The 25127-nt window shown below is 51.8% G+C and carries 19 protein-coding genes; 8 read left to right on the forward strand and 11 right to left on the reverse strand.

Annotated features, from left to right (window positions below):
* Positions 1–75: 75 nt before the first annotated feature.
* Positions 76–615: an NAD(P)H-dependent oxidoreductase gene (locus AC0YN4_RS25065; protein WP_475837068.1), complete on the forward strand. Its 540-nt coding sequence runs from the start codon at positions 76–78 to the stop codon at positions 613–615.
* Between the two features lie 214 nt (positions 616–829).
* Here AC0YN4_RS25065 and AC0YN4_RS25070 read toward each other — a convergent pair whose 3' ends face one another.
* From AC0YN4_RS25070 to AC0YN4_RS25105, 8 genes are all read right to left on the reverse strand, one after another.
* Positions 830–2158, reverse strand: a complete 1329-nt coding sequence (locus tag AC0YN4_RS25070) for an ROK family transcriptional regulator (protein ID WP_475837069.1) — start codon at positions 2156–2158, stop codon at positions 830–832.
* A 31-nt stretch (positions 2159–2189) separates the two neighbouring features.
* Positions 2190–3959 (reverse strand): sensor histidine kinase, encoded by a 1770-nt coding sequence (locus AC0YN4_RS25075; protein ID WP_475783182.1) that lies wholly within the window; start codon positions 3957–3959, stop codon positions 2190–2192.
* A gap of 9 nt (positions 3960–3968) precedes the next feature.
* On the reverse strand, positions 3969–5477 hold the full coding sequence (locus AC0YN4_RS25080; protein ID WP_475837070.1) for a response regulator: 1509 nt from the start codon (positions 5475–5477) through the stop codon (positions 3969–3971).
* Positions 5478–5551: 74 nt separating this feature from the next.
* Positions 5552–7234 (reverse strand): type 2 periplasmic-binding domain-containing protein, encoded by a 1683-nt coding sequence (locus tag AC0YN4_RS25085; protein WP_475837071.1) that lies wholly within the window; start codon positions 7232–7234, stop codon positions 5552–5554.
* Between the two features lie 70 nt (positions 7235–7304).
* Positions 7305–8198: a carbohydrate ABC transporter permease gene (locus tag AC0YN4_RS25090; protein ID WP_475783185.1), complete on the reverse strand. Its 894-nt coding sequence runs from the start codon at positions 8196–8198 to the stop codon at positions 7305–7307.
* Positions 8199–8229: 31 nt separating this feature from the next.
* Entirely contained in the window at positions 8230–9093 is an 864-nt protein-coding gene (locus tag AC0YN4_RS25095) for an ABC transporter permease (RefSeq protein WP_475783328.1), read from the reverse strand.
* Between the two features lie 263 nt (positions 9094–9356).
* Entirely contained in the window at positions 9357–10919 is a 1563-nt protein-coding gene (gene nagZ, locus AC0YN4_RS25100; RefSeq protein WP_475837072.1) for a beta-N-acetylhexosaminidase, read from the reverse strand.
* A gap of 88 nt (positions 10920–11007) precedes the next feature.
* The gene (locus AC0YN4_RS25105) at positions 11008–12804 is read right to left on the reverse strand and encodes a galactose-binding domain-containing protein (RefSeq protein ID WP_475837073.1); all 1797 of its coding nucleotides are present in this window, start codon (positions 12802–12804) and stop codon (positions 11008–11010) included.
* 341 nt (positions 12805–13145) lie between these two features.
* Between AC0YN4_RS25105 and AC0YN4_RS25110 the strand changes: the two genes are divergently transcribed.
* From AC0YN4_RS25110 to uvrA, 3 genes are all read left to right on the forward strand, one after another.
* Positions 13146–13490 (forward strand): hypothetical protein, encoded by a 345-nt coding sequence (locus AC0YN4_RS25110; protein ID WP_475783188.1) that lies wholly within the window; start codon positions 13146–13148, stop codon positions 13488–13490.
* 27 nt (positions 13491–13517) lie between these two features.
* Positions 13518–15728, forward strand: a complete 2211-nt coding sequence (locus AC0YN4_RS25115) for an exosporium glycoprotein BclB-related protein (protein ID WP_475837074.1) — start codon at positions 13518–13520, stop codon at positions 15726–15728.
* Positions 15729–16254: 526 nt separating this feature from the next.
* Entirely contained in the window at positions 16255–18759 is a 2505-nt protein-coding gene (gene uvrA, locus AC0YN4_RS25120; RefSeq protein WP_475837075.1) for an excinuclease ABC subunit UvrA, read from the forward strand.
* A 69-nt stretch (positions 18760–18828) separates the two neighbouring features.
* Here the strand turns inward: uvrA and AC0YN4_RS25125 are convergent, their stop codons facing one another.
* Both AC0YN4_RS25125 and AC0YN4_RS25130 read right to left on the reverse strand, forming a co-directional pair.
* Positions 18829–19848 carry an SDR family oxidoreductase gene (locus AC0YN4_RS25125; protein WP_475783191.1) on the reverse strand — a complete coding sequence of 340 codons (1020 nt, stop codon included), beginning with the start codon at positions 19846–19848 and terminating at the stop codon, positions 18829–18831.
* Between the two features lie 76 nt (positions 19849–19924).
* Positions 19925–20290: a DUF4180 domain-containing protein gene (locus AC0YN4_RS25130; RefSeq protein WP_475783192.1), complete on the reverse strand. Its 366-nt coding sequence runs from the start codon at positions 20288–20290 to the stop codon at positions 19925–19927.
* A gap of 92 nt (positions 20291–20382) precedes the next feature.
* Between AC0YN4_RS25130 and AC0YN4_RS25135 the strand changes: the two genes are divergently transcribed.
* From AC0YN4_RS25135 to AC0YN4_RS25145, 3 genes are all read left to right on the forward strand, one after another.
* Entirely contained in the window at positions 20383–20535 is a 153-nt protein-coding gene (locus AC0YN4_RS25135; protein WP_475837076.1) for a hypothetical protein, read from the forward strand.
* Between the two features lie 240 nt (positions 20536–20775).
* A complete protein-coding gene (trpB, locus tag AC0YN4_RS25140; protein ID WP_475837077.1) occupies positions 20776–21939 on the forward strand; it encodes a tryptophan synthase subunit beta in 1164 nt (387 codons plus the stop codon).
* 25 nt (positions 21940–21964) lie between these two features.
* Complete coding sequence (locus AC0YN4_RS25145; RefSeq protein ID WP_475837078.1) at positions 21965–22651, forward strand: histidine phosphatase family protein; 687 nt, start codon at positions 21965–21967, stop codon at positions 22649–22651.
* Positions 22652–22720: 69 nt separating this feature from the next.
* Here the strand turns inward: AC0YN4_RS25145 and AC0YN4_RS25150 are convergent, their stop codons facing one another.
* Entirely contained in the window at positions 22721–23407 is a 687-nt protein-coding gene (locus AC0YN4_RS25150) for a TetR/AcrR family transcriptional regulator (protein WP_475783195.1), read from the reverse strand.
* Positions 23408–23584: 177 nt separating this feature from the next.
* Between AC0YN4_RS25150 and AC0YN4_RS25155 the strand changes: the two genes are divergently transcribed.
* On the forward strand, positions 23585–25036 hold the full coding sequence (locus AC0YN4_RS25155) for an MDR family MFS transporter (RefSeq protein ID WP_475783196.1): 1452 nt from the start codon (positions 23585–23587) through the stop codon (positions 25034–25036).
* Positions 25037–25127 lie beyond the last annotated feature (91 nt).

Below are 25127 nucleotides of genomic sequence, written 5' to 3' on the forward strand. Positions count from 1 at the left end.
GTGGCTCTTTGTTTTTTTAGTAGGGATTTATGCTATAATCCCTATATCATTTTCTTACAGAGGAGTTACGTCACCATGAGAACACTTGTGATTGTCGCACATCCTAACATGCAGGAGTCCCGCGTCAACCGGACGTGGAAAGAACGTCTCGAGCGTGAGCCCGGTATTACTGTACATGACTTATACCAAACGTATCCGAATGAAATGATCGATGTCGAGAAAGAACAGCAGCTTCTGCTGAAGCATGACCGTATCGTGTTCCAATTTCCGTTTCACTGGTACAGCACGCCATCGTTGCTTAAGAAATGGCAGGATCAAGTATACACCTACGGCTTCGGCTACGGGACAGGCAATCAACTGAAAGGCAAGGAGTATGTGCTGGCCATTTCCGTTGGCCGTGCTGAAGATTCCTATCGCCCGGATGGCGAAAGCCTCTACACGATGGAGCAGCTGTTGCTGCCGCTTCAAGCTACGGTCCTGCTCACCGAGATGAAGTATGTTCCGCCTTTCATGGTGTTCCATGCGCCTCGTTTGACCGATGAAGAGCTCACGCAAAGCGCGGACAAGCTGGCTGCCTATTTGACGGCACCTGTTGGCACTTATGCTGCTCGCTAGCGAGCTAAAAAGGCTGAACCGGAGAAATCCGGTTCAGCCTTTTTTTGATTGGAGTTGCAGCAGAGGTGGGCTGGGGGAATGGCCCGGCTGCTGAGAGTGGCGCGGAAGCTGAGCGTTACGTTTCGCGACTCTCAGCTGGGTTTTCTATTGGGTTTGGTGCTGAGAGTTCGTTTTTGATACTCTCAGCTGCCGAAGCGGTGGATCTGGGTTTACATTAGCTGTACCGCTGCGAGAAATGGACGCCGCCGAATAGGTCCTGGAGCAGCCAAGTCGCCGCACCCGCGAGAATTTGATGCTGCTCGACGCTCTTGAATACAAAACGGGAGCTCCCCGTCTCCGTCGGGAACGGGAAGGCGTCGAGGCGCCGCTTTACTTCCTGCATGAAGGTATCCGAGCGGCTCGGCCAGCCGCCGATAATTAATATTTCCGGACTCATGAAATTATAAATCGTTGCCATCAGCTGGCTCATGACCTGCGCCGCCTGCTGCATCATCGGCTGGAGCCACTCTGCGCCTTGCTCATACAACGCCAGCACTTCATCGAAATGCTGCGGCAAAACAGCGTCAACATTGGCGCCTGCATCTGCACTTGCACTTGCACTTGCACCTGCACTTGCATCTGCACTTACACCTGCACTTACACCTGCACTTACACCTGCACCTGCACTTGCGCCTGCACTTACGCCCGCAGCAACCGCTGCCTCCCTCGCAGCTATCTGCGCACGCTGCAGTATATACGGCATAGTCAGGACCGTTTCGATGCAGCCCCGATTGCCGCATTTGCATAGCATGCCGCCCGAATCGACGATTGTATGGCCGATTTCGCCCGCGGCACCGTTAGAGCCGGCATAAATCTGCTCATTAATGATAATACCGGCGCCTATCCCTTCCTCCACGGACACGTAAATGACATTGCGATACGTGGCGTTCAGGCCATAATAATACTCCGCGAAGACCGAGGCGTTCATATCATTGACCACTTCAATGACACAATCATAGGCATCAGCCAGATGGGCCTGCACCGAGAACTCACTTAGCTGCAAGCCGCGCGAGAGCTTGATTGTCCCGCTTTGCTCGTCGATAATGCCGGGCGACACGATGCTAATGCCCTTGATCCGCGCAAGCTCGGCAATGCCGGCCTGCTTCATCAACCGAGGGATTGCCTCACTCAGATAGCGCCTCACAGCATCATTTCCTTGCACGCTCGGCACCACGTCAACATGGATAATCTCGCCGTGGAAATTTACGAGCGCACAGGTAAAGGTCTGACCGCCAAGGCCGATTACGATGACGTATCCTTTACTTCGCGTAATTTCGAGCTGTACCGCTTTGCGCCCGACGGTGGTCTTATCGGTTTTCCCCAGCTCGTCAATGAATCCTTCGCGAATCAATTCATCGACCTGTGAAGATACGGTTGTCGGTGTCAAATGGGCTAGCTTCGCGATCTCTACGCGGGTTAACGTTCCTTTCCGATGAAACAGACGAAGAATCGCGGCGCGATTCATCTCCTTCATCGTTTGGAGGTCTCCTTTGATCGGCTTCATGACGGCTGCTCCTTCTGTTCGTGTGATAAACTTACGCTCCGAGCGTATTCGCCGGATCCTGATAGAATGGGATTCGAATCGTGACCGTGGTTCCAACTCCCGGGCGACTGTAGAGCGAAACCCCATACGCATCGCCGAATTGCAGCTTAATGCGCGAATCGACATTGCGAATGCCATACCCCACCTGCACGCCCCGCGGATTCATGATTTGCTCCAGCAGGTCTTGCCTGATGCCGACCCCGTCGTCAATGATCCGAAACGCGATATGCTGCTCTTCCTTCTGCGCCGTAATCCGGATGTTAATCTGATCGCCATACCAGGCATGCTTCAGCGTATTCTCGATAAAAGGCTGCAGGACCAGCTTAACGGTCGTATAAGTCAATACTTCCGGGTCAATCTCGTAATAGACGCGCAGTCGATTCTCGTATTTGGCCTGCTGCAGCTCGGTGTACACCTTGCAGTGCTCAACCTCATTCGTAATCGAGGTGAGAATTCTCCCGTCGTTCAGCGACAACCGATAAAACTTCGCAAGTCCGAACACCGTCTTCTGCAGCTTATCGTTCTGCCCGAATTTAGCCAAGCGGCTAATCGAGGACAGCGTGTTATATAAGAAATGCGGATTGATCTGGGCCTGGAGAAACTCCAGCTCCGCTTCCTTCTTCTGAAGATTCGCCACATACAGGTTCTGAATCATCTCTTCCATATTCCGACCCATATTGTTAAACGCATCTCCGATTTGGGCGAATTCGTCGCGGCTCTTGAAATGAATGCGTTTGGAGAAATCCCCTTCGCGGAACGAGTCGATGGCCGCGATAATTTTCGTCATTTTGCGGATAAAATAGCGCGAGAACAGCGCACTGATGAGGATAAGAACAGTCACCACCATAATGCACATCATAATATACACATTCCGGACGGAGACCGCATTCTCCTTCAGATAGCTCCGGGGAATATAGGCAGACAGCTTCCAATTCAGTCCTGCAACCGGCCTCGTCATGACAAAATAGTCGTTCCCCGCGGCTTCGCTGTCCCAATTCGCTGCAAGCGAGGATGGCGCGGAGGTAAACAGCGTCTTCCCGTCCCAATCCGACACGACCAGCACGCTATTGTCCGTAATTTTACGGTAATCGACAGCCTGAAGCAGATCGCTGATCTTCGTGACAATCCGCATAAACCCGAACTGCTTGCTGCCCTCATCGAAATTAATCAATCGGCGCATCAGCGAGATGTTACCGAAACGAGCGTCGTTATCCACCTGCCGCCAGACGAAGGTTTGCCCATAAATCTCTTGCGGGAAGTCGAGCTGTTTATACCATTCCTGCACTCTCAAACGATCCATATGCATAATTTCAAAATCGCGCCCCGCAGACAGCGGATCAACTTCGCTTCCTCTGGCGAAGAACACCTCTGGCACGGTCGGATTATCGGTATAAATGTCGAGCCACACATTGTTGACCATAGAGCTGAGCATATTCGTCAGCTTCGGCTGCAAGTAGCGTGACATATTTTCATAGCTATAGTAGCCTTCCTCGTATTTGCTCAAATTATTTTGCATCGTTTGGTCGAGGTACAGCTCGTCGGAGATATGCTTGATATCCTCCATCCGATAGGCGATATTATCATGAATTTGACTGAGCGTGCCGCTGACGGCGGCGCTCGTCTGCTCCTCACCTGAACGAACGGAAGACGTATACGCATAGTAGCCGATTGCCAGAACAGGTAGGAGGAGCAGAATCAAATAAGAGAGAAACAGCTTCTTCCCGACAGAAAGGTATTTCGAATGCTGCGCGCCTGGCCCCATGTGAGTCACTCATCCTTGTTTTCGATAATCGCTTGGCGTCAAGCCGAATTGATCCTTGAACTGGCGGTTAAAGCTGCTCAGCTTCTTGTACCCCAAGCGGTTCGCCACCTCGTACACCTTCGTGCTGGGCACTTGAAGCAGCACGCTTGCCCGCTCCATCCGCTTCGCAATGACATAATCGCTGAAGTTCAGGCCCGCTTCCTCTTTGAACATATATCCCAAGTAATTCGGCGAGAAGGAGAAGTAGTTCGCGACATCCTTGAGCGTCAGCTCTTCCTCAACATGATCCATGATGTACTTCTCCACTTCCTCAATCAGCTTCCGATTCTTCTTTTGTTTCCGCTGATAGAGCGTCTCTGAGAGCTGGAACAGCCGACTTCTGAGCCACCACTGAATATCCTCCACCGTCTCGAATTGAAAGACGATATCGAGCTTATCGAAGCCGAGGCCGAGAATCTGGTACAAGTCTTCATTGACGGTGCGCAGTCGAAAATCAAGCTGGGAAATCACATGAAGCAAGTACACGTATACCGCATGTTTATCGTCGAAGGTCTTTACCAAGGCGCACAAATCCTCGACGCATTCGTCAACTCGCACCAGCTGATATTGAATCAAGGCGGTAAAGAGCGAATCCAACACTTCGCTGAGCTGCTTCGCCTTCAAGCCGGTTTGAGGTTTAATGTCGGAGAACGGAATAACCTTGCCCTTGCCATAAAACATTTTGTTTGCAATTGCGTCCTTCGCGCATTGATACGATTCCGGAATATGATGGAGCTCGCGTACAAGCGTACCAAGACCTGCCGTTACCGACCAGCTCAGCTTCGAGCTAACTGCATGCATAACAAGGTTCAGCTGCTCTTGCGGCTGCGTGCCTTCCACAATGACGACCATTCGTTTCTCATCGGTTTTGCAGAAATAAGGCAGATTCATCTCCATTAACAGCTCGGCAAGCTGCTGCAGCTGTTTGTCAAAGGCGGTGGTTTGCTTCTCCACGCCTGCCGCCCGCAGCTTCCAATGCATATCGTCCATCTCAATAATACCGATGGATAAGCCGGCTGAAGGCGTCAGCTCCGTACGTGCATCATGTCCGCTCAGCAGCTGATTAACCGCCTCGCTCTTGTGCCACTCGGAACGAGTCGTCTCGCTGTCGAGCTCGGCTTTAACCCCTTGCAGCACCTCGAACAATTCATCATCATCGACCGGCTTCAGCACATACCCGGCCGCACTAAGCGAGATCGCCTGCTTCGCATAATGGAATTCGGAATACCCGCTCACAAAGACGACGCGAAGCTGCGGTCTCTGCTCCATAATCTGTCTAACCATTTCGAGCCCCGACATAATGGGCATGTTGATATCCGTGACGAGAATATCTACCTTGTTGTTCTTCATATACTCAAGCGCACTAAAGCTGTTATTGATTGCGGCGACGACGTTCATGCCAAGCTTGTCCCAGTCGATATGCTGCTGCAGTCCGATCAAATCCATCGTTTCATCATCTACAACCAGAACACTGTACACGTCATCACCTCCAAATAATGCCAAGAAAAGGTATACTTAGTATACCTTCTCTTGGCATAGATACCTATGGTTATTTATTCTGCATTGATCCGTTTCAGGTTGTCCTGCCACTTCGTTGTTTTGAACGTAAGCAGCTTGTCATAACCCGCGGAATTCGCCTCTTCGCTCGCCGTATTCAGCATTGCTTCCACTTCTGCATCATCCTTCGCGAAGATCGCTTTGGCGAACACACGTGTAAAGATATCGCTGATCCGTTGTGCAATAACGCCTTCTTCCGAAGTCGGAGCCGGATCCATGTTAGCAAACTGCGTAATGTTGTACGCTGTTTTCCATGCTACTGCGTTCTGAGCGATCGTTGCCCACTCTTGTTGATCAGCCGGCAGCGACAATTCATGCTTCGATTTCGCTTGATCGATGAACGTTGTGTTCCCTGCCCAGTTGAAGGAATCCATCGTGGACATCATTTTGCTCAAGCCTTCTTTATCCGTTGCATATTTATCTGTAAATTTCGGTGCATCCGTCTCGTCAGCGCCATCCCAGTACAGACCAGGAGGACCCCAGAAGCCTACGCGTTGTCCTTCAGCGCCTGTCAGCCAGTCGAGGTAAGCGAAGATGCCTTCCGGATCTTTCGCAGATGTAGTAATCATGTTGACGTTCCAGCCAAGCGAATCATACTGCGTTGCGAAAATCTTATTCTTATCCAATCCGCCCTTCTGCAGCGGCCAAATCATCGTGTATCCAGCGCTCGGGTCAGCAGCCTTCAGGGCAACCGTACCTCTTGCGCCCAAGTCCGTTACGTTAAAAGCAGCGGCTACGGCTACTTTGCCGGTCGTTACTTTCTCGCGCACTTGCTCGATTTTCTGTGTCAAAGCATCTTGAGTAACAAGCTTCTCACGGAAGAGTTTGCTTGCGTATTGCAGCGTTTCTTTGAAAGTTGGATCCGTGAAGATGGACTCCAGCTTGTCGCCGCTAGCGTTCGGCACTGCCATTTGGCTGACGAATTGCACCGGGTGGTCTTCTCCGAAACCGGAGTACAGCTCATAAATACCTTGTGCGCCGATACTCGTTTCAAACGGAATCACCTTCGGATATTTCTCTTTCACGACCTTCAAGTAAGCATACAGATCATCGAACGTTTCGAGCTTCGGCGAACCCAGCTCTGTGTAGATTTTGGTATTGACGATGTAACCACCGTTACCGCGTGCAGAGTTGGCGTACCAGTTCGGGAATACATACAGGTGGCCGTCTTCTGCCTTCAGCATGTTCAGCGTGGCATCGCCCGCCCATTTCTTCAAGTTCGGGTATTTATCTACGTATTGATCCAGTGCAACCAGCTTGCCTGCCGCTCTGAGCTTCTCGACATTCGCGTCGCGCTCACCCCAGATGACGTCCGGCAGTTCATCGGATGCAATCATGGCATTCAGCTTTACTTCCGGCGAGCTGCCTGCTTGCACAGCCGTTACCGTTACTTTCTTATTATCTTGAATCCACTTCGTGCCGGGATCGGCTCCCCACGGGTTCTGTGTGTACCAGTCATAGTTGCCATAGAAGCTGAAGGAAACAGGGGTTACGCCAAACTCAAATGCAGGTGCAGCTTCAGGTGTATTCGTCGTCGCTTCCGCCTGATTATTGGTGTTTGTTGCTGCAGCTGTTGAATCGTTGTTGTTCGTTTCTGACTTTGAGGCGCATCCGGCCATTAACATGGATGTACTAAGCAGCATAACTCCAAGCGATGTGGCGATTCTTTTTCTCTTCATCGATAACCCTCCATGTACTTGTTATATTAAGCTATTTCGCGTAAAACCGCTGTAACAAATCTCGCTTACCCTAGCCTTTCAACGAACCGACAAGCACGCCTTTTACAAAATACTTCTGTACGAACGGATACGTAAACATGATCGGCAGTACAGCTACAATCATCGTGGCCATCGATAACGACTTCGTTGTGATGGACTGCATCGCCGCAATGCGATCTTGCGCAGCCGAGTTCAAGTTAAGAAGCTCAGTCGTCATGATGTTGGAGTTAAGAATTTGCTGGAGCAGCGCCTGAATCGGCAGCAGCTCGGTCTTCGTGATGTACAGACCGGCATAGAACCAGTCGTTCCAGAGCGAGACGGCCGTAAACAAGGAGAGCGTCGCGATGATGGGGCCGGATAATGGAAGTACGATTCGGAATAACACACCGAAGTTGCTGCACCCGTCCATACGGGCGGATTCTTCTAGGCCATCAGGCAGGTCCTTGAAGAAGGAGATGAACACAATCATATTCCACACGTTTATGATGCCTGGGATAACGAGCACCCAGAAGGAATCCAGTAAGTGCATGTTGCGGATCAGCATGTAAGTCGGAATCAATCCGCCGCTGAAGTACATAGTGAATACGCAGAAGAGCATGTATGCTTTGCGGCCGATAAGATTCTTCCGCGACATCCCGAAGGAGAAGATCGCCGTACAGAGAATCGCGACTAAGGTTCCAATTAATGTCCGCAGTACGGAGATGTAGAAGGCATCCAGCAGCCGTCCGTCTTGGAAGACGATCGAGTAGTTCTGCAGCGTGAAGCTGCGCGGCCAGAAGGTGATGCCTCCGAGCTCCGTGTCGGAGCCCAGGTTAAACGAGATGACAATCGAGTTCCAGAAGGGATAGAAGCATACGAAAGCCAGCAGGACTAGCAGTGTGTAGACGAGGGTGTGAAAGATTTTATCTCCGGTACTGCGTTTCATAGCCTCCGGCCTCCTCTGCGTGATGTGTGAATTACCATAGGCTTGAGCCCTTCCTTCTGGCGATTGCGTTGGCTGCGATGAGCAGGCCAAGGTTGATGACGGACTTGAGCAGGCCGACCGCCGTTGCGTAAGAGTATCTGGAATTCTTGAAACCGACTCTGTACACATAGGTGTCTACGACGTTTGCTACTTCGGCCAGTGTAGGGCTGATGGCAAGCAGCAATATATCTTCGAAGCCGGCATTGAGGATGTTCCCGACAGCCAGGATCATAAAAATAATAATGATCGGTCGAATGCTCGGCAGCGTGACCAGAAACACTTGCTTGAACCTGCTCGCGCCGTCCATTGCCGCTGCTTCATAGAGCGTTGGATCTACACCTGCGATTGCAGCTAAGTAGACAATGGAAGCAAACCCGATCTCTTTCCAAACGTTCGCGCTGATTAAGATCGTCCAGAAGTATTCCGGCAGCGAGAGGAAATTGATCGGCTCATCGATGAGGTTCAGTTTCTCAAGCGCCATATTCAGGCTTCCGTTATCGACGGCCAGCATGGAGCTGACGAAACCCGCCACGATAACCCAGGAGAAGAAATGCGGCAGGTAGCTGATCGTTTGCACGATTCGCTTGAAGTACATGTTCTTCACTTCATTCAGCATAAGGGCCAGTATGATTGGAGCCGGGAAGCAGACGAGCAGCTTCAGCACGCTGATCCAGATCGTATTGGAGAGTACCTCGCCGAACTCAGGCGATTCGAAGAAGATGCGGAAGTGCTTGAAGCCAACCCACGGACTGGCGAAGAAACCCTTGAACATATCGTAATCTTGGAAAGCCGATAACAAGCCGTAAAGCGGAATGTAGCTGAATACGAATAAGAAAATCAGCGCCGGAAGGACCATAAGCTGCAAATCCCACTGACGGCCAAACAGGACCAGCTTGCTCTTGCGCGGCCGTTCTGCACGGGCACTCGGTTGTGCGGCGAAGCGGCTGATATTCGGATTCTCTGTCGACGATTTACTCTGCACCGGAATCACCTTCTATCTCGTTTCTCTTGTATCTTCATGATAAGGTGATTCGGTGCACCGAAATACTCCCTTCATCAACGAAAAGAGTCTGCGATTCAACGCCTTTTTCCAATTCATTATTCCAGTGGATTAATAAACTATATAGATGTGTGAAGCTCGATGAACGCCCGCATACTGATCTCTGATGTCGAGCAGATCGACACGACGCTGCTGCTTGCAGGAAGCTCGGCTGCATCGTATGGGTTTCTTAGAATCAGACAGAGATGCGGCTTCGAATTGGCACATAGCTCTGCCAGCTTTAATTGTTCCTTGAACATATGAGCGTTAATGGTGCACTGGATGACGACGTCCACAGAAGGAAGCAATTCCATAATCGCGGCTATCTCGTCCGCTGTTGGCTGCTGCGAAATATAGGCCGTGACCGTGTTATAGCCTTGTTCCGCCAAGCCGCTTGCCAGAGCAATTTCCTTGCCTTCGGTGCTGTCGGCCTGAGTCAGCTTGCGCTGCCTTGGCATAATGAGCAGATAGGTAGTATTGTGCGACAGCGGGAGCAGCCCTGCAGCATCTCTCGTGGTGACTATGGCGGAGGTCGCGATATGAAGTGCGGTCATTTCGGCTTCCCGCAAAGTCAGCGGAGCCGCATGACGTCTATAAGATGCCATGCGCAGCTTGAACGCGAGCACCCGGCTGACTGACGTATCTATTTGCTGCATAGGGATATCACCCTGCTCTACAGCCGCTATAATACCTGCCATTACGCGATCTTGAAATTCCGGCGTGTGGCACATCAGAACCTGATCATTGCCGGCTTGCACGGCAAGAACCCCTGCTTGTTCAGGGCTAAAGTACAGTCCAATTGCGTGCATTTCAATGTCGTCCGTACAAATGACACCCTGATAACCAAGCTCACCTCGAAGCAGCTCCGTCACAAAATAACGCGACAGCGAGGCCGGCAGCCCACCTGCTTCGGCAATTTGATCAAAGACGACATGCGCCACCATAATCGCGTCCACGTCTGCCTCGATTGCCGCCTTGAACGGAACAAGCGCCTCTCGGTGCAGCTGGTCCAGTGTTAGGCTGCATGTAGGCAGCGCCTTATGCGAATCGACGGCAACATCGCCGTGTCCGGGAAAATGCTTGGCGGTAGCAGCAACGCCCGAGCGGTGCATACCCAAGATAAAAGCCTGCCCGTAGGCTGCCGCAATTGCGGCATTCTCATGGAAGGAACGGACACCGATGACCGGATTAAGCGGATTGGTGTTCACATCAAGCACCGGCGCCCAGTCCATGCCAATGCCTAGGTGAAACAGCTGGCTGCCGATTACTTTACCGGTCAGATAAGCGAGGCCCGCATCCTCCGCCAGCCCAATCGCCCGATTGCCTGGCACCGAAACGTAGAAGTCGGTCAAGTTGGATAGGCTCCCGCCTTCCTCATCGATCGACAGCAACGCCGGATAGGGCAGACCATTCCTCGTTGATGCGGCTTGAATATCCGTCACAAGCTGCTTGAGCTGCGATTCAGAGCTGATGTTGTGCGGGAATAGGCCAAGCCCGCCTACCTCGGTTTGGCCGATTCTTCCTCTATCCTGCTCGGTTACTTGTTGTCCCGGCACGCCTGTTACACACATTAGCGCAACCTTTTGCTTCAAACTGAGTTTCTCCAGCATCGTTTGCACCTTATCCTCATTAAATACGATCATTGGCAATTGCCCCCTCGTGGTTGTAACGCTATAGAAAAATCCCGACCCACGTCAGTCATGGATCGGGATTGCGTTGTATCCCTTGCCTTTAGGAATGATTAACCCATAAATTCATCCAATTCGTCTGATCCGGTGTAAAGAACGAGGAGCCGTACACGCCGGCATTGCGTCCAATAAAGTTGCTCCACCAGAAAATGCCCGCTCCGTACACATTGGCCCCACCTGCAATAGCCGCATTTAAACCTTCGGCTGCTTTCTGCAAGCTCTCCACGGCCGGGTCATGATATACCGTGCCATCTGCTGATTTCAGCTCATACGAAGGCAGGGTTGGTACCAGCTGGCTGCGAACGCCGCCCGGTCCGGTATTGCCGATTGCGTTGCTGTATCTTGTAAGTTCGTTCGTCCACAGCGTCTTATACGAGTTGGCGGTCGTAATGTCCGAGCCCCAGCCCATCGCATCATAGATCATTGGGTTCATCATGTTGACGATAGCGGCTACTTGACCGATATACGCATTGCTCCACTGATAGCTGCTCACGCCGCTGTAAGGCGGATCTGCAGGCGTTGAGATGGAGAAATTGTTGTTGGAAGCCAGTGCGTTATTACGCAAATATTGCAGTGTATTCAACAAAGTTGTGTCATTCGTCATGAAGCCTTCAATATCCAAATGAACGCCGTCCGCTTTGTAGAAAGGACCTGTTCCGCCCACTTGTACGCCGACATTAACGAGCGTATTGATAATGGCGTTGACGTTCGTATTAAACGTCGCATTGCCGAAGTTTGGATTACCGACCTTCGTTCCGCTGACTCTTGTAAACCGGCTGCCATAGTTGAGGTCAATAATAATCAATTGGTTCGGATCGGTCAGTCTGGAGTTCTTCATCCATGTGGCTAAACCTGTATAACCTGCCGCTGGTAAAGTGCCGTTCGTTGAGGTAGCGGAATCGACAAGCACGCCGATATCGGCAAATTGGTATTTAATCTTCTTGGCCGCGAGCTCGTTGACGTAGGTCGCGATGTTCGCCGCGCTCTGCGCCGAAGCGAACCAATCCGAGTTTAGAAAGGTAGCATTGTTTACATGACAGTTTAAGGAGCACCCGCCACCGCCTGATGCGGCTGTTGTAACAGGGAGCGATGAGCTTGCGGCAGAGGCATTGCCTGCAGCATCCTTCGCTTTCACTGTAAACGTGTACGATGTGCTTGCCGTCAAGCCGCTAATTGTAGCGGATGTCCCTGTTACGTTCACCGGGTTCGCACCGTTCTTGTACACGTCGTAGCTTGTTACCGCTACATTATCGGTCGATGCTGTCCAAGAAAGATTCACACTTGTTGCCGTTTGTGAAGGGGAGGTCAGTCCTGTAGGAGCAGTCGGTGCCGTCGTATCTCCGCCTCCACCGCCGCCGTTATTGTATACTTCCAGCTCAAAGATTTCGTAGTAGATGTCGGCTTTGCCTGTCATATACACCCGAACATATTGCGCGCTGGCTGCTGTGAAATTCGCAGTCGTCGTCCCCCCTGCTCCGCTTGTTGTCGTGTATTTATCTACCCAGTTTGAAGCATCTGTGGAGGTTTGAATCTTGAAGGCTGACGAATACGTGTATTGCGGCCATTTGATTACAACATTGTCGATTGTCTGCAGGGAGCCTAAATTGACGTAAATCCATGAGGTTGCTTCAGATTCCGCGCTTGCCCAGCTGGTGGCTGTGCCGTTACCGTCTACGGCTTTGGCGCCTCCGTAACCGGTTGCCCAGACGGACGAAGTGGTGGTGGTCTTGTTTAGTGCGAGATTGGTTGCGGCAAAGCTGATGGTGGGAAAAAGAGTAGCGAGAAGCGAAATGAGGATGAGAAGAATAGCCGGCTTTCGTTGCCTGAGAATCTTGGACATAAGTAAACCCCCCTAACGAATTAGTGAAGCAGCTAGTATCACAGAGATGGCTACATATAATTATTCCATTGGATTTATTAATTATAGGTTACGATTGGATGCCGCGTCAACGGTCACTTTACTGGCCTCCGTTTCTTTTTAAATCGGGATTTATATGCCTAAATTTACATATTTTTACTGGTTTAATTACTTTTATCCACACGGTTGGGATACTATTGAATACTACTATTAATAGAGCCAGAAAAGTTGTCCATTGCTTCAGGTTCCTCGTCTAGCAGCCTCTGTTGGTACGAACTAGTTTACCAAGGTTTTACTACCCTAAATCGAGAGGGGGAGAACCAATGTCCTTCCTGTCAACCGGCCCCGTCGCTAATCACGCTGTAGGCGCAATCGGCCGTGTTCAGCAAATGGTGGTACGGATGGTTAACCGGGATTTACTTCATATGTCCACGGTCCTTATTCAAGGGTTTTACTTGAACGGGGATCGCACTATGTATGTCTACGAACTGGTTAGCCTGTTACCCAATCAAACGTTTATGAAAGTGTATTATGCCGACTTTGACGCCTACGAGTATCAATTCATTATCGGAGGTGCAGGAGCCGATCAAACCGCGGTATCTGCTTGGGGTAAAACAGGCACTGGCCGTTTAGTTGACACCCAGCGCTTTATCGCGGCGGAATCTTAATCAAATCAATAAGGAGGAATTAATAAATTGCCTATTTTCTCAACTGGACCGATTGAAAATAGTATTGCCGCAGAAACCGGAGCTAGACCTACACAAACCGTAACGATCAAAATCGATAACAGTCATTCTACTGACTCGTATATCCTTTATCTTACGGGCTATTATGTAGGCACTCTGAGATCGCTGTATGTCGAAGAATTGTTTGTCGTTTACCCTAATCAAGTTATTACTAAGACCTATTTTGCCGATCTGGATGCATTTGAATTTATCTTCGACGCCTCAGGTGCCGGAGCATCGTCGGCTCAAATTTCAGTTTGGGGTAAAGATCTTGATGGTGAACTGGTTGCCTCCCATCGGATTGTTGCCAGTGAATTGTTGAGTGACGTCGGTGGAGCGATCGGCGCCACTGGCGCGACCGGTGCTACCGGACCTACCGGCGCGACTGGTACGCCTGGCGCTGCTGGTTCCGCTGGGGCAACGGGGGCCCCTGGTACACCTGGGGCTGCTGGTGCTACTGGTGCGACCGGTAACCCTGGTACACCTGGGGCTGCCGGTGCTACTGGTGCGACCGGTAACCCTGGTACACCTGGGGCTGCCGGTGCTACTGGTGCGACCGGTAACCCTGGTACGCCTGGCGCTGCCGGTGCTACTGGTGAGCCCGGTGCGACCGGAGCAACTGGAACGCCTGGTGAGCCCGGTGGTCCTACAGGTCCAACCGGCGCTACTGGCGATCCTGGTGCGGATGGTGAGCCTGGTACGCCTGGCGCCGCTGGTGCTACGGGTGCGACCGGTGCGACCGGTGATCCTGGTACGCCTGGCGCTACCGGAGCTACCGGCGCTACTGGCGATCCTGGTGCGGATGGTGAGCCTGGTACTCCTGGCGCCGCTGGTGCTACGGGTGCGACCGGTGCGACCGGTGATCCTGGTACTCCTGGCGCTACCGGAGCTACGGGTGCTACTGGCGATCCTGGTGCGGATGGTGAGCCTGGTACGCCTGGCGCCGCTGGAGCTACGGGTGCGACCGGTGCGACCGGTGAGCCTGGTACGCCTGGCGCTACCGGAGCTACGGGTGCTACTGGCGATCCTGGTGCGGATGGTGAGCCTGGTACGCCTGGTGCTGCCGGAGCTACTGGTGCTACTGGTGCGACTGGCGATCCTGGTACTCCTGGCGCTGCCGGTGCTACTGGTGCTACTGGCGCTACGGGTGCCACCGGTGATCCTGGTACTCCTGGTGCCGCTGGTGCTACGGGTGCGACCGGCGAGCCTGGTACGCCTGGTGCTGCCGGAGCTACTGGTGCGACCGGCGAGCCTGGTACTCCTGGCGCTGCCGGTGCGACCGGTGCGACTGGCGATCCTGGTACTCCTGGTGCCGCTGGTGCTACTGGCGCGACTGGTACTCCTGGTACAGCTGGCGCTACGGGCGCTACGGGTGCGACCGGTGATCCTGGTACTCCCGGTGCCGCTGGTGCTACTGGCGCGACTGGTACTCCTGGTACTGCCGGCGCTACAGGTGCGACCGGTGCGACTGGCGATCCTGGTACCCCTGGTGCCGCTGGTGCTACTGGCGCGACTGGTACTCCTGGTACAGCTGGCGCTACGGGTGCGACCGGTGATCCTGGTACCCCTGGTGCCGCTGGTGCTACTGGCGCTACCGGTGCTGGTGCTACCGGTGCGACTGGTATTACAGGTACTACAGGTGCAACCGGAGCTACCGGAAGCGGTGCGATCATCCCATTCGCTTCAGGTTTGCCTGCCTCTTTAACAACAGTACTTGGCGGGGTTTTAAACACTTCAAGTCTGGTTGGCTTTGGAACCAATGCAGCAGGAGTAACCATCACAGGTGGAACTATCGATATTACCGGAGCAGCTGGCCTCTTACTAAACGAAGCATTCTCGGTTCCTCGCGCAGCAACACTCACTTCCATGGCTGCATACTTCAGCACAACGGCTGCATTAACTCTGGTTGGTTCTACTGTAACGATTACAGCCCGATTGTTCCAGTCTACTACACCTGACAATGACTTCACTGCGATTCCTGGAGCAACCGTAACATTAGCTCCTTCTCTGGCTGGTGTTCTGGCTCTGGGTACGATCAGCAGCGGAATTACAACAGGACTCAGCGTTCCTGTAACAGCAGGTACCCGTCTGTTAATGGTATTCAGCGCAACGGTTACAGCCGGCTTAGATATTGCAACAGTTGTTGCCGGTTATGCAAGCGCAGGAGTAGCACTCTCTTAATAGAGCTACCAATCTACTGCCATCTATTCAAAGGCCCTCCTTCATGGAGGGCCTTCTGTCTGTCGAGAATCTCGCTCCCCCGAAGTCTAACGGTTGCCAGTGCGCCTAATGTCCACTTTTTCGGCATTCTGAATTTCCAACGGTTGCCAGAGAAGCTATTTCACGATTTAGGCATGGTTTCCGCCCGTAATAGGATAAATAAGCTCCATAATAACCGTTAGAGAAAATTCAAAGCCAGAAAAGACCAAATAAGCAATGTGGCAACCGTTAGAACACTGCCCCTCGCTCTGACAGGGGGATCATCTATCGAGCGGAAGACAAATCAAATTAGTAAGTTTCTCTTGAGGCCCTCCTCTGCAGGAGGGCCTTATTTCTTCAGCAAAGCCTCTAACTGAAGATTAATGCACCATGACAAGGTTTATAATCAATGCCCTTGCTATCATCGACATGAAATCCAAACAACCTTATCATTTGCACGAATGTTATATAATAAGGTTATCGCTCTTCATTAGGGAGGAAATTATCGGTGAACGATTGGATTGAAATTAAGGATGCATATGAGAACAATTTGAAGCATGTTTCACTTCGCATACCGAAGTACAAGCTCGTTGTTCTGACAGGGCCATCCGGCTCCGGCAAGTCGACACTTGCGATGGATACGCTGCAGCGAGAATGCCAACGTCAATACATGGAATCGATGGGGATGGTCTCCGACTCCATCAATAAGCCGAAGGTTGGCGCCATCATCGGCTTGTCCCCTTCGATCAGCGTCGGACAGCATGTCACGAACCGCAATCCTCGCTCCACGGTAGGAACCGTAACGGACATTTATACGTATTTGCGGGCGATTTTCTCACGCGCAGGGCATCGTTCATGTCCCTCCTGTGGCGAAAGTATCCCTCCCGGACCGGCAACCACGGCACATATAGGAACTGAAGACGACGATGACCGCCAAGAATGGGTCAATTGTCCAAAATGCCATACAGCTGTCGAGCGGCTGACCATGTCGCATTTCTCATTTAACCAACCGCAAGGCGCATGTGCGAGCTGCTCCGGCCTTGGCATGGTTTCGACGCTGCGCATGGAGGCCGTGTTCGATCAGGAGAAAAGCCTGCGTGGAGGCGGCGTCCCTTCCCTATTCGAGATGATGATCGATTACTATACCGTCATCTTGAAGGCAGCGGGCGAGTATTACGGCTTCCACTTCGATCCGGATCTTCCGCTCAAGGATTACAACGAAATACAGCGCGACCTGCTCTATTATGGTGTGGAGAGCGAGCCGTTTATGCGGCATTATCCGGACATGAAGCCGCCGAAGAAAGTGAACGCCGGCAAATTCGAGGGCATTCTTACCGGCATTTGGCGACGCTTTAAGGAGAAAGGGCCCGACGCAGAGGGTGGTATGAACGCAGCTTCTTTCTTCCATCAACAGGTATGCCCGGACTGCCACGGCGCGAAGCTGAATGAGCTCGCCCGTTCCGTGAAAGTTGGCGGCGGCGCCATTCACGAAATATCCGATTGGCCGCTCGGCCATGTCTATGACTGGGTAGGCCGTCTCTCTAGCGAGCTGTCCCCTGACAGTCTTGAAATGCTGGAGACGATCGTATCCGACGAAATTCCATCCCGTTTGAAGCGGATTCTGGATGTTGGGCTCGGCTATTTGTCACTCAACCGACAATCCATCACGCTATCCGGCGGTGAAGCACAGCGGCTTCGGCTAGCTTCCCTGCTCGGTTCAGGACTGACAGGCGTCCTGTACATTCTTGATGAGCCAACTGCCGGCTTGCATCCGCGGGACACGGATGGCTTGATTCAAGTGTTGAAGCAGCTTCGTGATCTCGGCAACACCGTACTCGTCATCGAGCATGATGTGGAGATGATGCGAGCGGCCGATCATGTCATCGACATGGGGCCGGGTGCCGGGAGCACAGGCGGGCGGGTCGTGGGCGAGGGCTCACTTGAAGATTTAATGGCCGCTGAGGAATCGGTAACCGGCGCTTATCTGCGCGACGAAGCGCATTTCAAGCTTACGCACACACGCCGCCCAGGCAATGGTCATAAGCTCACAGTACGCAATGCGCATGCCCGCAATTTGAAGAATGTGACGGTATCGTTCCCGCTCGGCTGCCTCGTATCGGTAACGGGCGTGTCCGGATCAGGCAAGTCCACCCTGCTCTTCGACTTGCTGGCTGAAGGAGCAAACGATAACTTAAGACCAGAAGGCTGTGACGGTCTCGAAGGCACCGAGGAAGTCGGGAACTGGATTACCGTGGATCAGTCCCCTGTAGGACGGATGCAGCGCTCCAATGTGGCGACTTATACCGATATGTTTACGGCGATGCGCAATCTATATGCCGGACTGCCGGAAGCCAAGAAGCTGAAGCTGACGTCGAAGCACTTCTCCTTTAACACCCCGGGCGGACGGTGCGAGAACTGCCAAGGGCTTGGGGTCATTACAGTGGATATGCATTTCCTGCCGGACATCGAGGTTCGCTGCCCGGCTTGCAAAGGCCGCCGATTCCAAGAGGAAGTGCTGCGCGTCACCTATGAAGGCTATTCCATCTCGGATCTGCTGGATCTGACGGTTCAAGAAAGTCTGGCCGTCTTCGAAGGCGCACCCAAAATGGCCGATACCATCAGCCTGCTGTGCGAAGTCGGCCTCGGCTACCTGCACTGGGGTCAATCCGTTCGCACATTATCCGGCGGTGAAGGCCAGCGGCTTCGACTTGCCAAAGAGCTCGGCAAACGCACGAAGAAACACACGCTCTACCTGCTCGATGAGCCGACAACCGGCCTGCATCCGGCTGACGTAAAGCAGCTGACTGTGCTGCTCGACAAGCTGGTCGATGCCGGGAATACGGTCATCGTCGTCGAGCACAATATGGAGCTGATTCGCGAGTCCGACTGGATCGTCGATATCGGTCCGGAAGGCGGCGAGCTCGGCGGTACCGTTATGGCGGAAGGTACACCCGAACAAGTCGCACAGGTGCGCCAATCGTATACGGGCAGATACTTGCGAGAAGCACTATAAGCTGCATAACGAAAAGCCGCTTCGCCCCTCATTGAGGAGACGAAGCGGCTTATTGTCGCAGTAACGCGGCTAACCCTTAACGGACGCAATCGCCCCTTGCAGCGCATCGATAACCTTATCGCACCAAACATCGAATTCCGGATCTTCCGTTTGGCATTCCGGATGAGCGAGCACATGAGCCACGGTCTGTTTAACCCCTTGGTCAAAGCGCGTAGCAGCCACAAAGTCCGGAACAAGCCGTTTGAGCTTCGCGTTATCGAACACGACAGAATTGGCTTTATCTCCGATTAAGCCGCCCGTGTAGTCCTCTTTGCTGCATGCCGCCAAGAACTCTGAGGATACATGAACCGCTTGGAGTTTCACGCCAAGCGCATCCGCGATGGCCGCGTAAATTTGGTTCCAGGTCACCGTTTCGTCGGACGTGATTTGAACGGCTTCCCCGATTGCATGGATGTTGCCCATTAAGCCAATGAAACCTTTTGCAAAATCACGGTTGTGCGTCATCGTCCACAAGGAAGTTCCGTCGCCGTGTATAATGACCGGTTTGTTCGCCAGCATCCGCCGGGCAACCTGCCAGCTCCCCTTGCTGCCATGCACGCCAAGCGGGATGGAACGCTCATCATAGGTGTGACTAGGCCGTACAATCGTAATCGGGAAGCCTTGCTCCCGGTATTGCTTGATTAAGTATTCTTCGCAAGCAATCTTATTGCGGGAGTACTCCCAATAAGGATTGGCCAGCGGCGTGCTTTCTGTAACGCGATAATCCGACAACGGCTTCTGATAGGCAGAAGCGGAGCTGATGAAGATGAACTGTTTGGTTTTCCCATGAAACAACCGATAATCTCTCTCGAGCTGCTCCGGACGAAACGCGATAAAGTCTGCCACAACATCAAAGCTCAAGTCTTCAATCAGCTTGGCCACTTGACCTTCATCGTTAATATCCGCTTGAAGTACCTTTACATTAGCCGGCAAACTCTCGTTGCGAGTGCCTCGGTTTAACAGATACAGCTCACATCCTGCGGTTTCCGATAACTGCCTCGTAATCGCGGAACTGATGATACCTGTTCCACCGATGAATAATGCTTTCATAAGCCACCTCCGAGAAGAAATAGAAAGATACTTTACTTATTCTCTTCGCAGCTGCGTACTCCTCTTGAATGACGGATTAAACACTATGGAGCGCATCCAGCGCAGCCTGTTGATCGTTTAGGAAAAACACCTGTTTACCGTGATTGCTCTCATAGATGAAATCCTTCAAGCTCTTGCTGTCGTAGCCATCATAGTCGCCGACGATCGCCAGCTTCAGCTGGTAATTCGTGAATTTCTGCAAAATGTCTCCGGCAATCCGAGTTTTAAGATCGAAGAAATTTTCCGTTACATTGGATTTGTTCAACAGTATTTTGTCGCAGTCCTCGTTGTAACGAACGGTGGCCATCAGATCCAGCGCACTTTGAACGTCTTCGATGAGAATATCTGAGCTTTCAATAATCGCTACCTTCGAGCTTCCTTGCTGATTAACGGTAATATTCATACGTACACGCACCTTCCTTATTTGCCTTGCCACACTGCATACTAATCCCGCAACTGCAGCACAATCCTATATCCCTTACTATACACGCCCAAATGACGAAAATCCTATCGACAACTACTATAGAGGCTAACTTTGTTCGTGTTACAGTCGGCAAACGCACCTGTGGCAGCGTCAACCGCAGCGCCGAAATTGTAACGAACCGTACAGGTCTTATCGGGACGATAATGGCCTCTCGAAAATTCTAACGAACTGTAGAGACGCTATTCAGCCCAAAATGGATGTCAGGGATGAAATTGTGGCTATATAAGGCTTCTGGGATCCGTTAGAATTTCAAATGCCCGTTTTGGGGCAAATAAGACCTCCTGGGTTCGTTAGAATTTCGAGAGCGTAAATTCCCATTTTTTTCAATGACAATCTCACGCAGTATGATAGGATTAAAGAAATTCGATTCATATCCTATATCCCGTATTGGAGGCGCTTTCAAGATGAGTGATACGCAAATGCAAGAAGGATACTTCGGTGAGTTCGGGGGCAGCTTTGTACCGCCTGAATTGCAAGAGGTGCTCGATTATTTGAGTGCGCAATTCTACGCCTATAAAGACGATCCCGAGTTTAATGAGGAACTGCGCTATTATTTGAAAGAGTATGTCGGCCGCGAAAATCCGCTTACCTACGCCAAACAGCTATCCGATGCATGGGGCGGTCCCAAAGTGTACTTAAAGCGCGAAGATCTGAACCATACCGGCGCGCACAAAATTAACAACGTCGTCGGCCAAATTCTGCTAGCCAAACGGATGGGTGCCAAACGAATCATTGCCGAGACAGGTGCCGGCCAACATGGCGTGGCGACTGCAACGGCATGTGCCATGTTCAAGATGGACTGTGTCATTTATATGGGCGCAGAGGATACGCGTCGCCAATCGCTCAATGTATTCCGCATGGAGCTGCTGGGTGCAACTGTCGTTCCGGTTCATAAAGGACAAGGGCGATTAAAGGACGCCGTAGACGAAGCGCTGAACGATCTCATCCAAAACTACAAAAATACATTCTATCTGCTCGGCTCCGCTGTGGGTCCGCATCCTTTCCCGACGATGGTGAAGCATTTCCAATCCGTCATCAGTGAAGAATCGAAGCGGCAAATCCTTGAGAAAGAAGGTCGACTTCCGGATGCGGTGCTGGCCTGTGTTGGTGGAGGAAGTAACGCCATCGGCGCTTTCGCCCACTACTTGGACGAGCCTTCCGTGCGGCTGATTGGTGTGGAGCCTGACCAAGCGCCAAGCCTAACCGAAGGCGTGCCAAGCATCATTCACGGGTTTAAGTGTTTGGTGCTCCTTGATGAGGAAGGCAATCCGAAGAAGACGTATTCGATTGCCGCAGGTCTCGATTACCCGGGAATCGGTCCGGAGCACAGCCATCTGAAGGTAACTGAGCGTGCTGAATACGTAACCGTCAGCAACGAGGAAGTGTTAGCCGCCTTCCAAGAGCTGTCCCGTACAGAGGGAATTATCCCGGCACTCGAAAGCGCGCACGCGATCGCTTATGCGAAGAAGCTGGCCGGGGCCATGAGCAAGGACCAAATTATCATCGTGAACTTGTCCGGACGCGGAGACAAAGATGTCGAGCAAGTGTTCCATATGCTGAAGAAATAGAAACCAGGATATCTGGAGGTAATCGATGAAGATTTACATCATCCGGCATGCAGAGCCTGACTATCCCAATAATACCATTACGGGGCCGGGCCATCTTGAAGCGAAAGCACTGGCAGAACGGCTCTCCGGCACGAGAATTGATCGCATCTACAGTTCACCGCTTGGACGAGCACTTCATACGATGCAATATACCGCAGACGAGATCGGACTGGAGGCAACCGTCCTCCCCTGGCTTGAGGAGCTCGGCGGCTGGCAAATGAAGAACCGAGACGGCCAATCCACCGTCGCTTGGAATGCCGACCATACTTGGGTCCGTGAGCATCGGCCGTTCCCTTCAAGTGACGATTGGCATGAGCGGGCGCCCTACAATGACCCTTCCTTCGCAGGCCGATTCCAAGAAATTAAGGAAACTCGGATCAATTCTTCTTGGAGAACGGCTACCGCCGCGAAGGCGGGCGCTATAAGATTGAGCATTCGAACCGAGATACGATCGCAATATTCTGCCACCTTGGCTTCGGCCTTGCCTGGCTGTCCCATCTGCTCGAGCTGCCATTGCCGATGGTTTGGTCCGGTTTCTGGATTGCGCCGAGCTCCGTCACTACAGTCGTCATGGAAGAGTACGATCACGGATGGGCCGCTCCGCGCTGCTACGGCATTGGAGATGTCGGCCATCTCTACCATGCCGCACTTCCGCTTAGCAAAGCGGGCTTAATCGCGAACAATATTGATTAACAGAAAGAAGCCTGCGGAGGATATTAACTCCGCAGGCTTCTTTGTCATATTACGCAACTCCGTAGGTAACCTTGCGCACCAGATGCTCAATTCGTTCTACCATCGACGAATCATCGATCTGTGCATAGACGTCAGGCTTGAATAGCTGCAGCTTCTTGAGTTGATAATAATCGCTAATGGCATTTCGCAGCGTCAGATTCTGCTTCATCAGACAATGCGGATCCAGCAAGTTACGGAACATCAGCTCGTCCTGCAGGATGAGCAGCGTCGCATTGAGCTCATGCATATAGCCCTCTTTCATGCCGCGTTCATAGAACCTCCGCAGCCGTTCATTGCGCTCGCTAATGGCGACATTCAGAGAAGCCATCAACTGTGGATACACCTCGCGCATATCGTTGAAGAACACTTCCGTACTATAGTTGGCAATAAGCAGCGATTGGGCGAATGCGGACTGAAAACCTTCAATGTAGGCCTTACTGTCGCCTTCCGCCAGCTTCGCTTCTGCGCAAACAATATATTTGATAAAGAGTGCAGTTAATCGTTCAATAATTTCGTCGCGGGAAGTGAAATACTTATATAGCGTTGCTTTGGACAAGTCCATGGCTTTAGCGATGTCGTCCATACGAAGTCCCTGAAACCCGTTCGTTTTGATGGGATGCAGCAGCTTGGCTACGTATTTATCCTTCGTGGATTCATCGGTGTAGCGGCAGCTTTGCGTTTCGCCTGTCGGTTCCATAAAGCGCTCACACTCACTTTCTTGCTTCCTAGTATACACAAACTTAACATTAAAATAAACAAATTATACAAAGTAAACTAAAAACCATAAAAGTAGTTTACTTTGTCTGAGTATTGCAGTATGATCAACTCTACAGTAGGCCTATGGCCGTTATTACGATTGGAGTTGAGTTTGTTCATGGATCATTCATCTGTACCGAATGTTCGTTTCTGGCCCATTATGATTGCGATCTTCTTTGGCGCCTTTCTCAGTATTCTGGGTATCAGCACGATTAACGTCGCGCTGTCGATCTTTATGCAAGACTTTCATGCAAGCTTGAGTACGGTGCAGTGGACACTGACCGGCTTCATGCTTTCATTAGGTACCGTCGCTCCGCTGACAGGGTACCTGGGGAACCGATTTGGCTACAAGAACGTGTACTTGTATGCCATGGCCGGTTTTGTCGTGTTCTCCTTGCTGTGCGGCTTCTCATGGGGAATCGGTTCGCTGATTACCTTCCGTATTATTCAAGGTATCTTTACAGGCTTGGTTTTACCTGCAACGATGACAATCATCTTCCAAGTGATTCCGAAGGAACGGCAGCCTTTCGCCGTTAGTATCTGGGGGCTTTCGGCGATGCTTGCACCTGCATTTGGACCGACAATCAGCGGCTGGCTCATCCAGCAGTTCAGCTGGCGCTGGCTCTTCTTCATCAATGTGCCAATCGGCATTATTGCCATTGTGTTTATTATTGCGATGATTCCTAACTATCGTATTGGCAAGGCCACCAGCTTGGATAAGCTCGGCCTGGCTACAGTCGTCCTCAGCAGTGTATCGCTTCTTGTCGCATTAAGTCAGGGGCGTCAATGGGGCTGGGATTCCAGCAAGACAATAGGGCTCTTCGTATTCGGGGCTGTCATGCTCGTCTTGTTCATCTGGCGCGAGCTTCGCACAGACAATCCGCTGCTCGACCTGCGGGTATTCGGCAATTACCGTTTCTCCATCACGTTACTGGCTAACACGATCATTACAATCAGCCTTTATTCGGGAACACTGCTCGTTCCGCTCTTCTTGCAGAACGTTCAACAAATTACACCGATGGACACGGGCTTAATCCTGCTTCCATCCTCCCTGATTATGGCGCTTTCGATGCCGCTGGCCGGTAAAATTTATCCGCGCTTCGGTGCCAAATGGCTGACGATCGGCGGACTCGTGCTTATCGTATTCGGCAGCTACGAAATGACGCATATGCATAATGACACCTCGCATCTGTACATCATTTTCTGGATGGCGGTGCGTAACCTCGGGGTATCATTCGCTGCGGCTGCTACAAGCACAGCGGGTATGGAAGAGATTCAACCTCAGATGGTTGGGCATGCTTCCTCGGTGACGAACTGGATTCGTAACGTGGGCGGTTCCTTTGCCATCGCGTTATTCACTTCCCTGCTCGCCTCGCACACGATTACGCATGTAACGGAGCTGACAGCAGCTGGAACAGAGACAGCGAATCTCATTCCGTTGTTTGGTTTTACGATGAGCGTGAATGACGTCTTCATGGTTGCAACGTATATCGCCGTTGCTGCGCTGCCGTTCACCTTCTTGATTCGCAAACAAGCTCGTCGCACGCAGCCTGCTGCGGTAGCGGCATAATGATAGCGGCGTAGAGGATTCCCTCTGCGCCGCTCTTTTTATGTTAAGGATTGCCAACTTTATATACATAAATGTATTATAAGTATATATA

The organism is Paenibacillus sp. J22R3 (assembly GCF_056269305.1).

Bases quoted from the DNA above. Each gene is read 5' to 3' on its own strand.
- AC0YN4_RS25065 (WP_475837068.1), top strand. From the start codon at position 76: ATGAGAACACTTGTGATTGTCGCACATCCTAACATGCAGGAGTCCCGC.
- AC0YN4_RS25070 (WP_475837069.1), bottom strand. From the start codon at position 2,158: ATGAAGCCGATCAAAGGAGACCTCCAAACGATGAAGGAGATGAATCGC.
- AC0YN4_RS25075 (WP_475783182.1), bottom strand. From the start codon at position 3,959: ATGGGGCCAGGCGCGCAGCATTCGAAATACCTTTCTGTCGGGAAGAAG.
- AC0YN4_RS25085 (WP_475837071.1), bottom strand. From the start codon at position 7,234: ATGAAGAGAAAAAGAATCGCCACATCGCTTGGAGTTATGCTGCTTAGT.
- AC0YN4_RS25090 (WP_475783185.1), bottom strand. From the start codon at position 8,198: ATGAAACGCAGTACCGGAGATAAAATCTTTCACACCCTCGTCTACACA.
- AC0YN4_RS25095 (WP_475783328.1), bottom strand. From the start codon at position 9,093: ATGGTCCTTCCGGCGCTGATTTTCTTATTCGTATTCAGCTACATTCCG.
- nagZ (WP_475837072.1), bottom strand. From the start codon at position 10,919: ATGATCGTATTTAATGAGGATAAGGTGCAAACGATGCTGGAGAAACTC.
- AC0YN4_RS25105 (WP_475837073.1), bottom strand. From the start codon at position 12,804: ATGTCCAAGATTCTCAGGCAACGAAAGCCGGCTATTCTTCTCATCCTC.
- AC0YN4_RS25110 (WP_475783188.1), top strand. From the start codon at position 13,146: ATGTCCTTCCTGTCAACCGGCCCCGTCGCTAATCACGCTGTAGGCGCA.
- AC0YN4_RS25125 (WP_475783191.1), bottom strand. From the start codon at position 19,848: ATGAAAGCATTATTCATCGGTGGAACAGGTATCATCAGTTCCGCGATT.
- AC0YN4_RS25130 (WP_475783192.1), bottom strand. From the start codon at position 20,290: ATGAATATTACCGTTAATCAGCAAGGAAGCTCGAAGGTAGCGATTATT.
- AC0YN4_RS25135 (WP_475837076.1), top strand. From the start codon at position 20,383: ATGACGAAAATCCTATCGACAACTACTATAGAGGCTAACTTTGTTCGT.
- trpB (WP_475837077.1), top strand. From the start codon at position 20,776: ATGAGTGATACGCAAATGCAAGAAGGATACTTCGGTGAGTTCGGGGGC.
- AC0YN4_RS25145 (WP_475837078.1), top strand. From the start codon at position 21,965: ATGAAGATTTACATCATCCGGCATGCAGAGCCTGACTATCCCAATAAT.
- AC0YN4_RS25150 (WP_475783195.1), bottom strand. From the start codon at position 23,407: ATGGAACCGACAGGCGAAACGCAAAGCTGCCGCTACACCGATGAATCC.
- AC0YN4_RS25155 (WP_475783196.1), top strand. From the start codon at position 23,585: ATGGATCATTCATCTGTACCGAATGTTCGTTTCTGGCCCATTATGATT.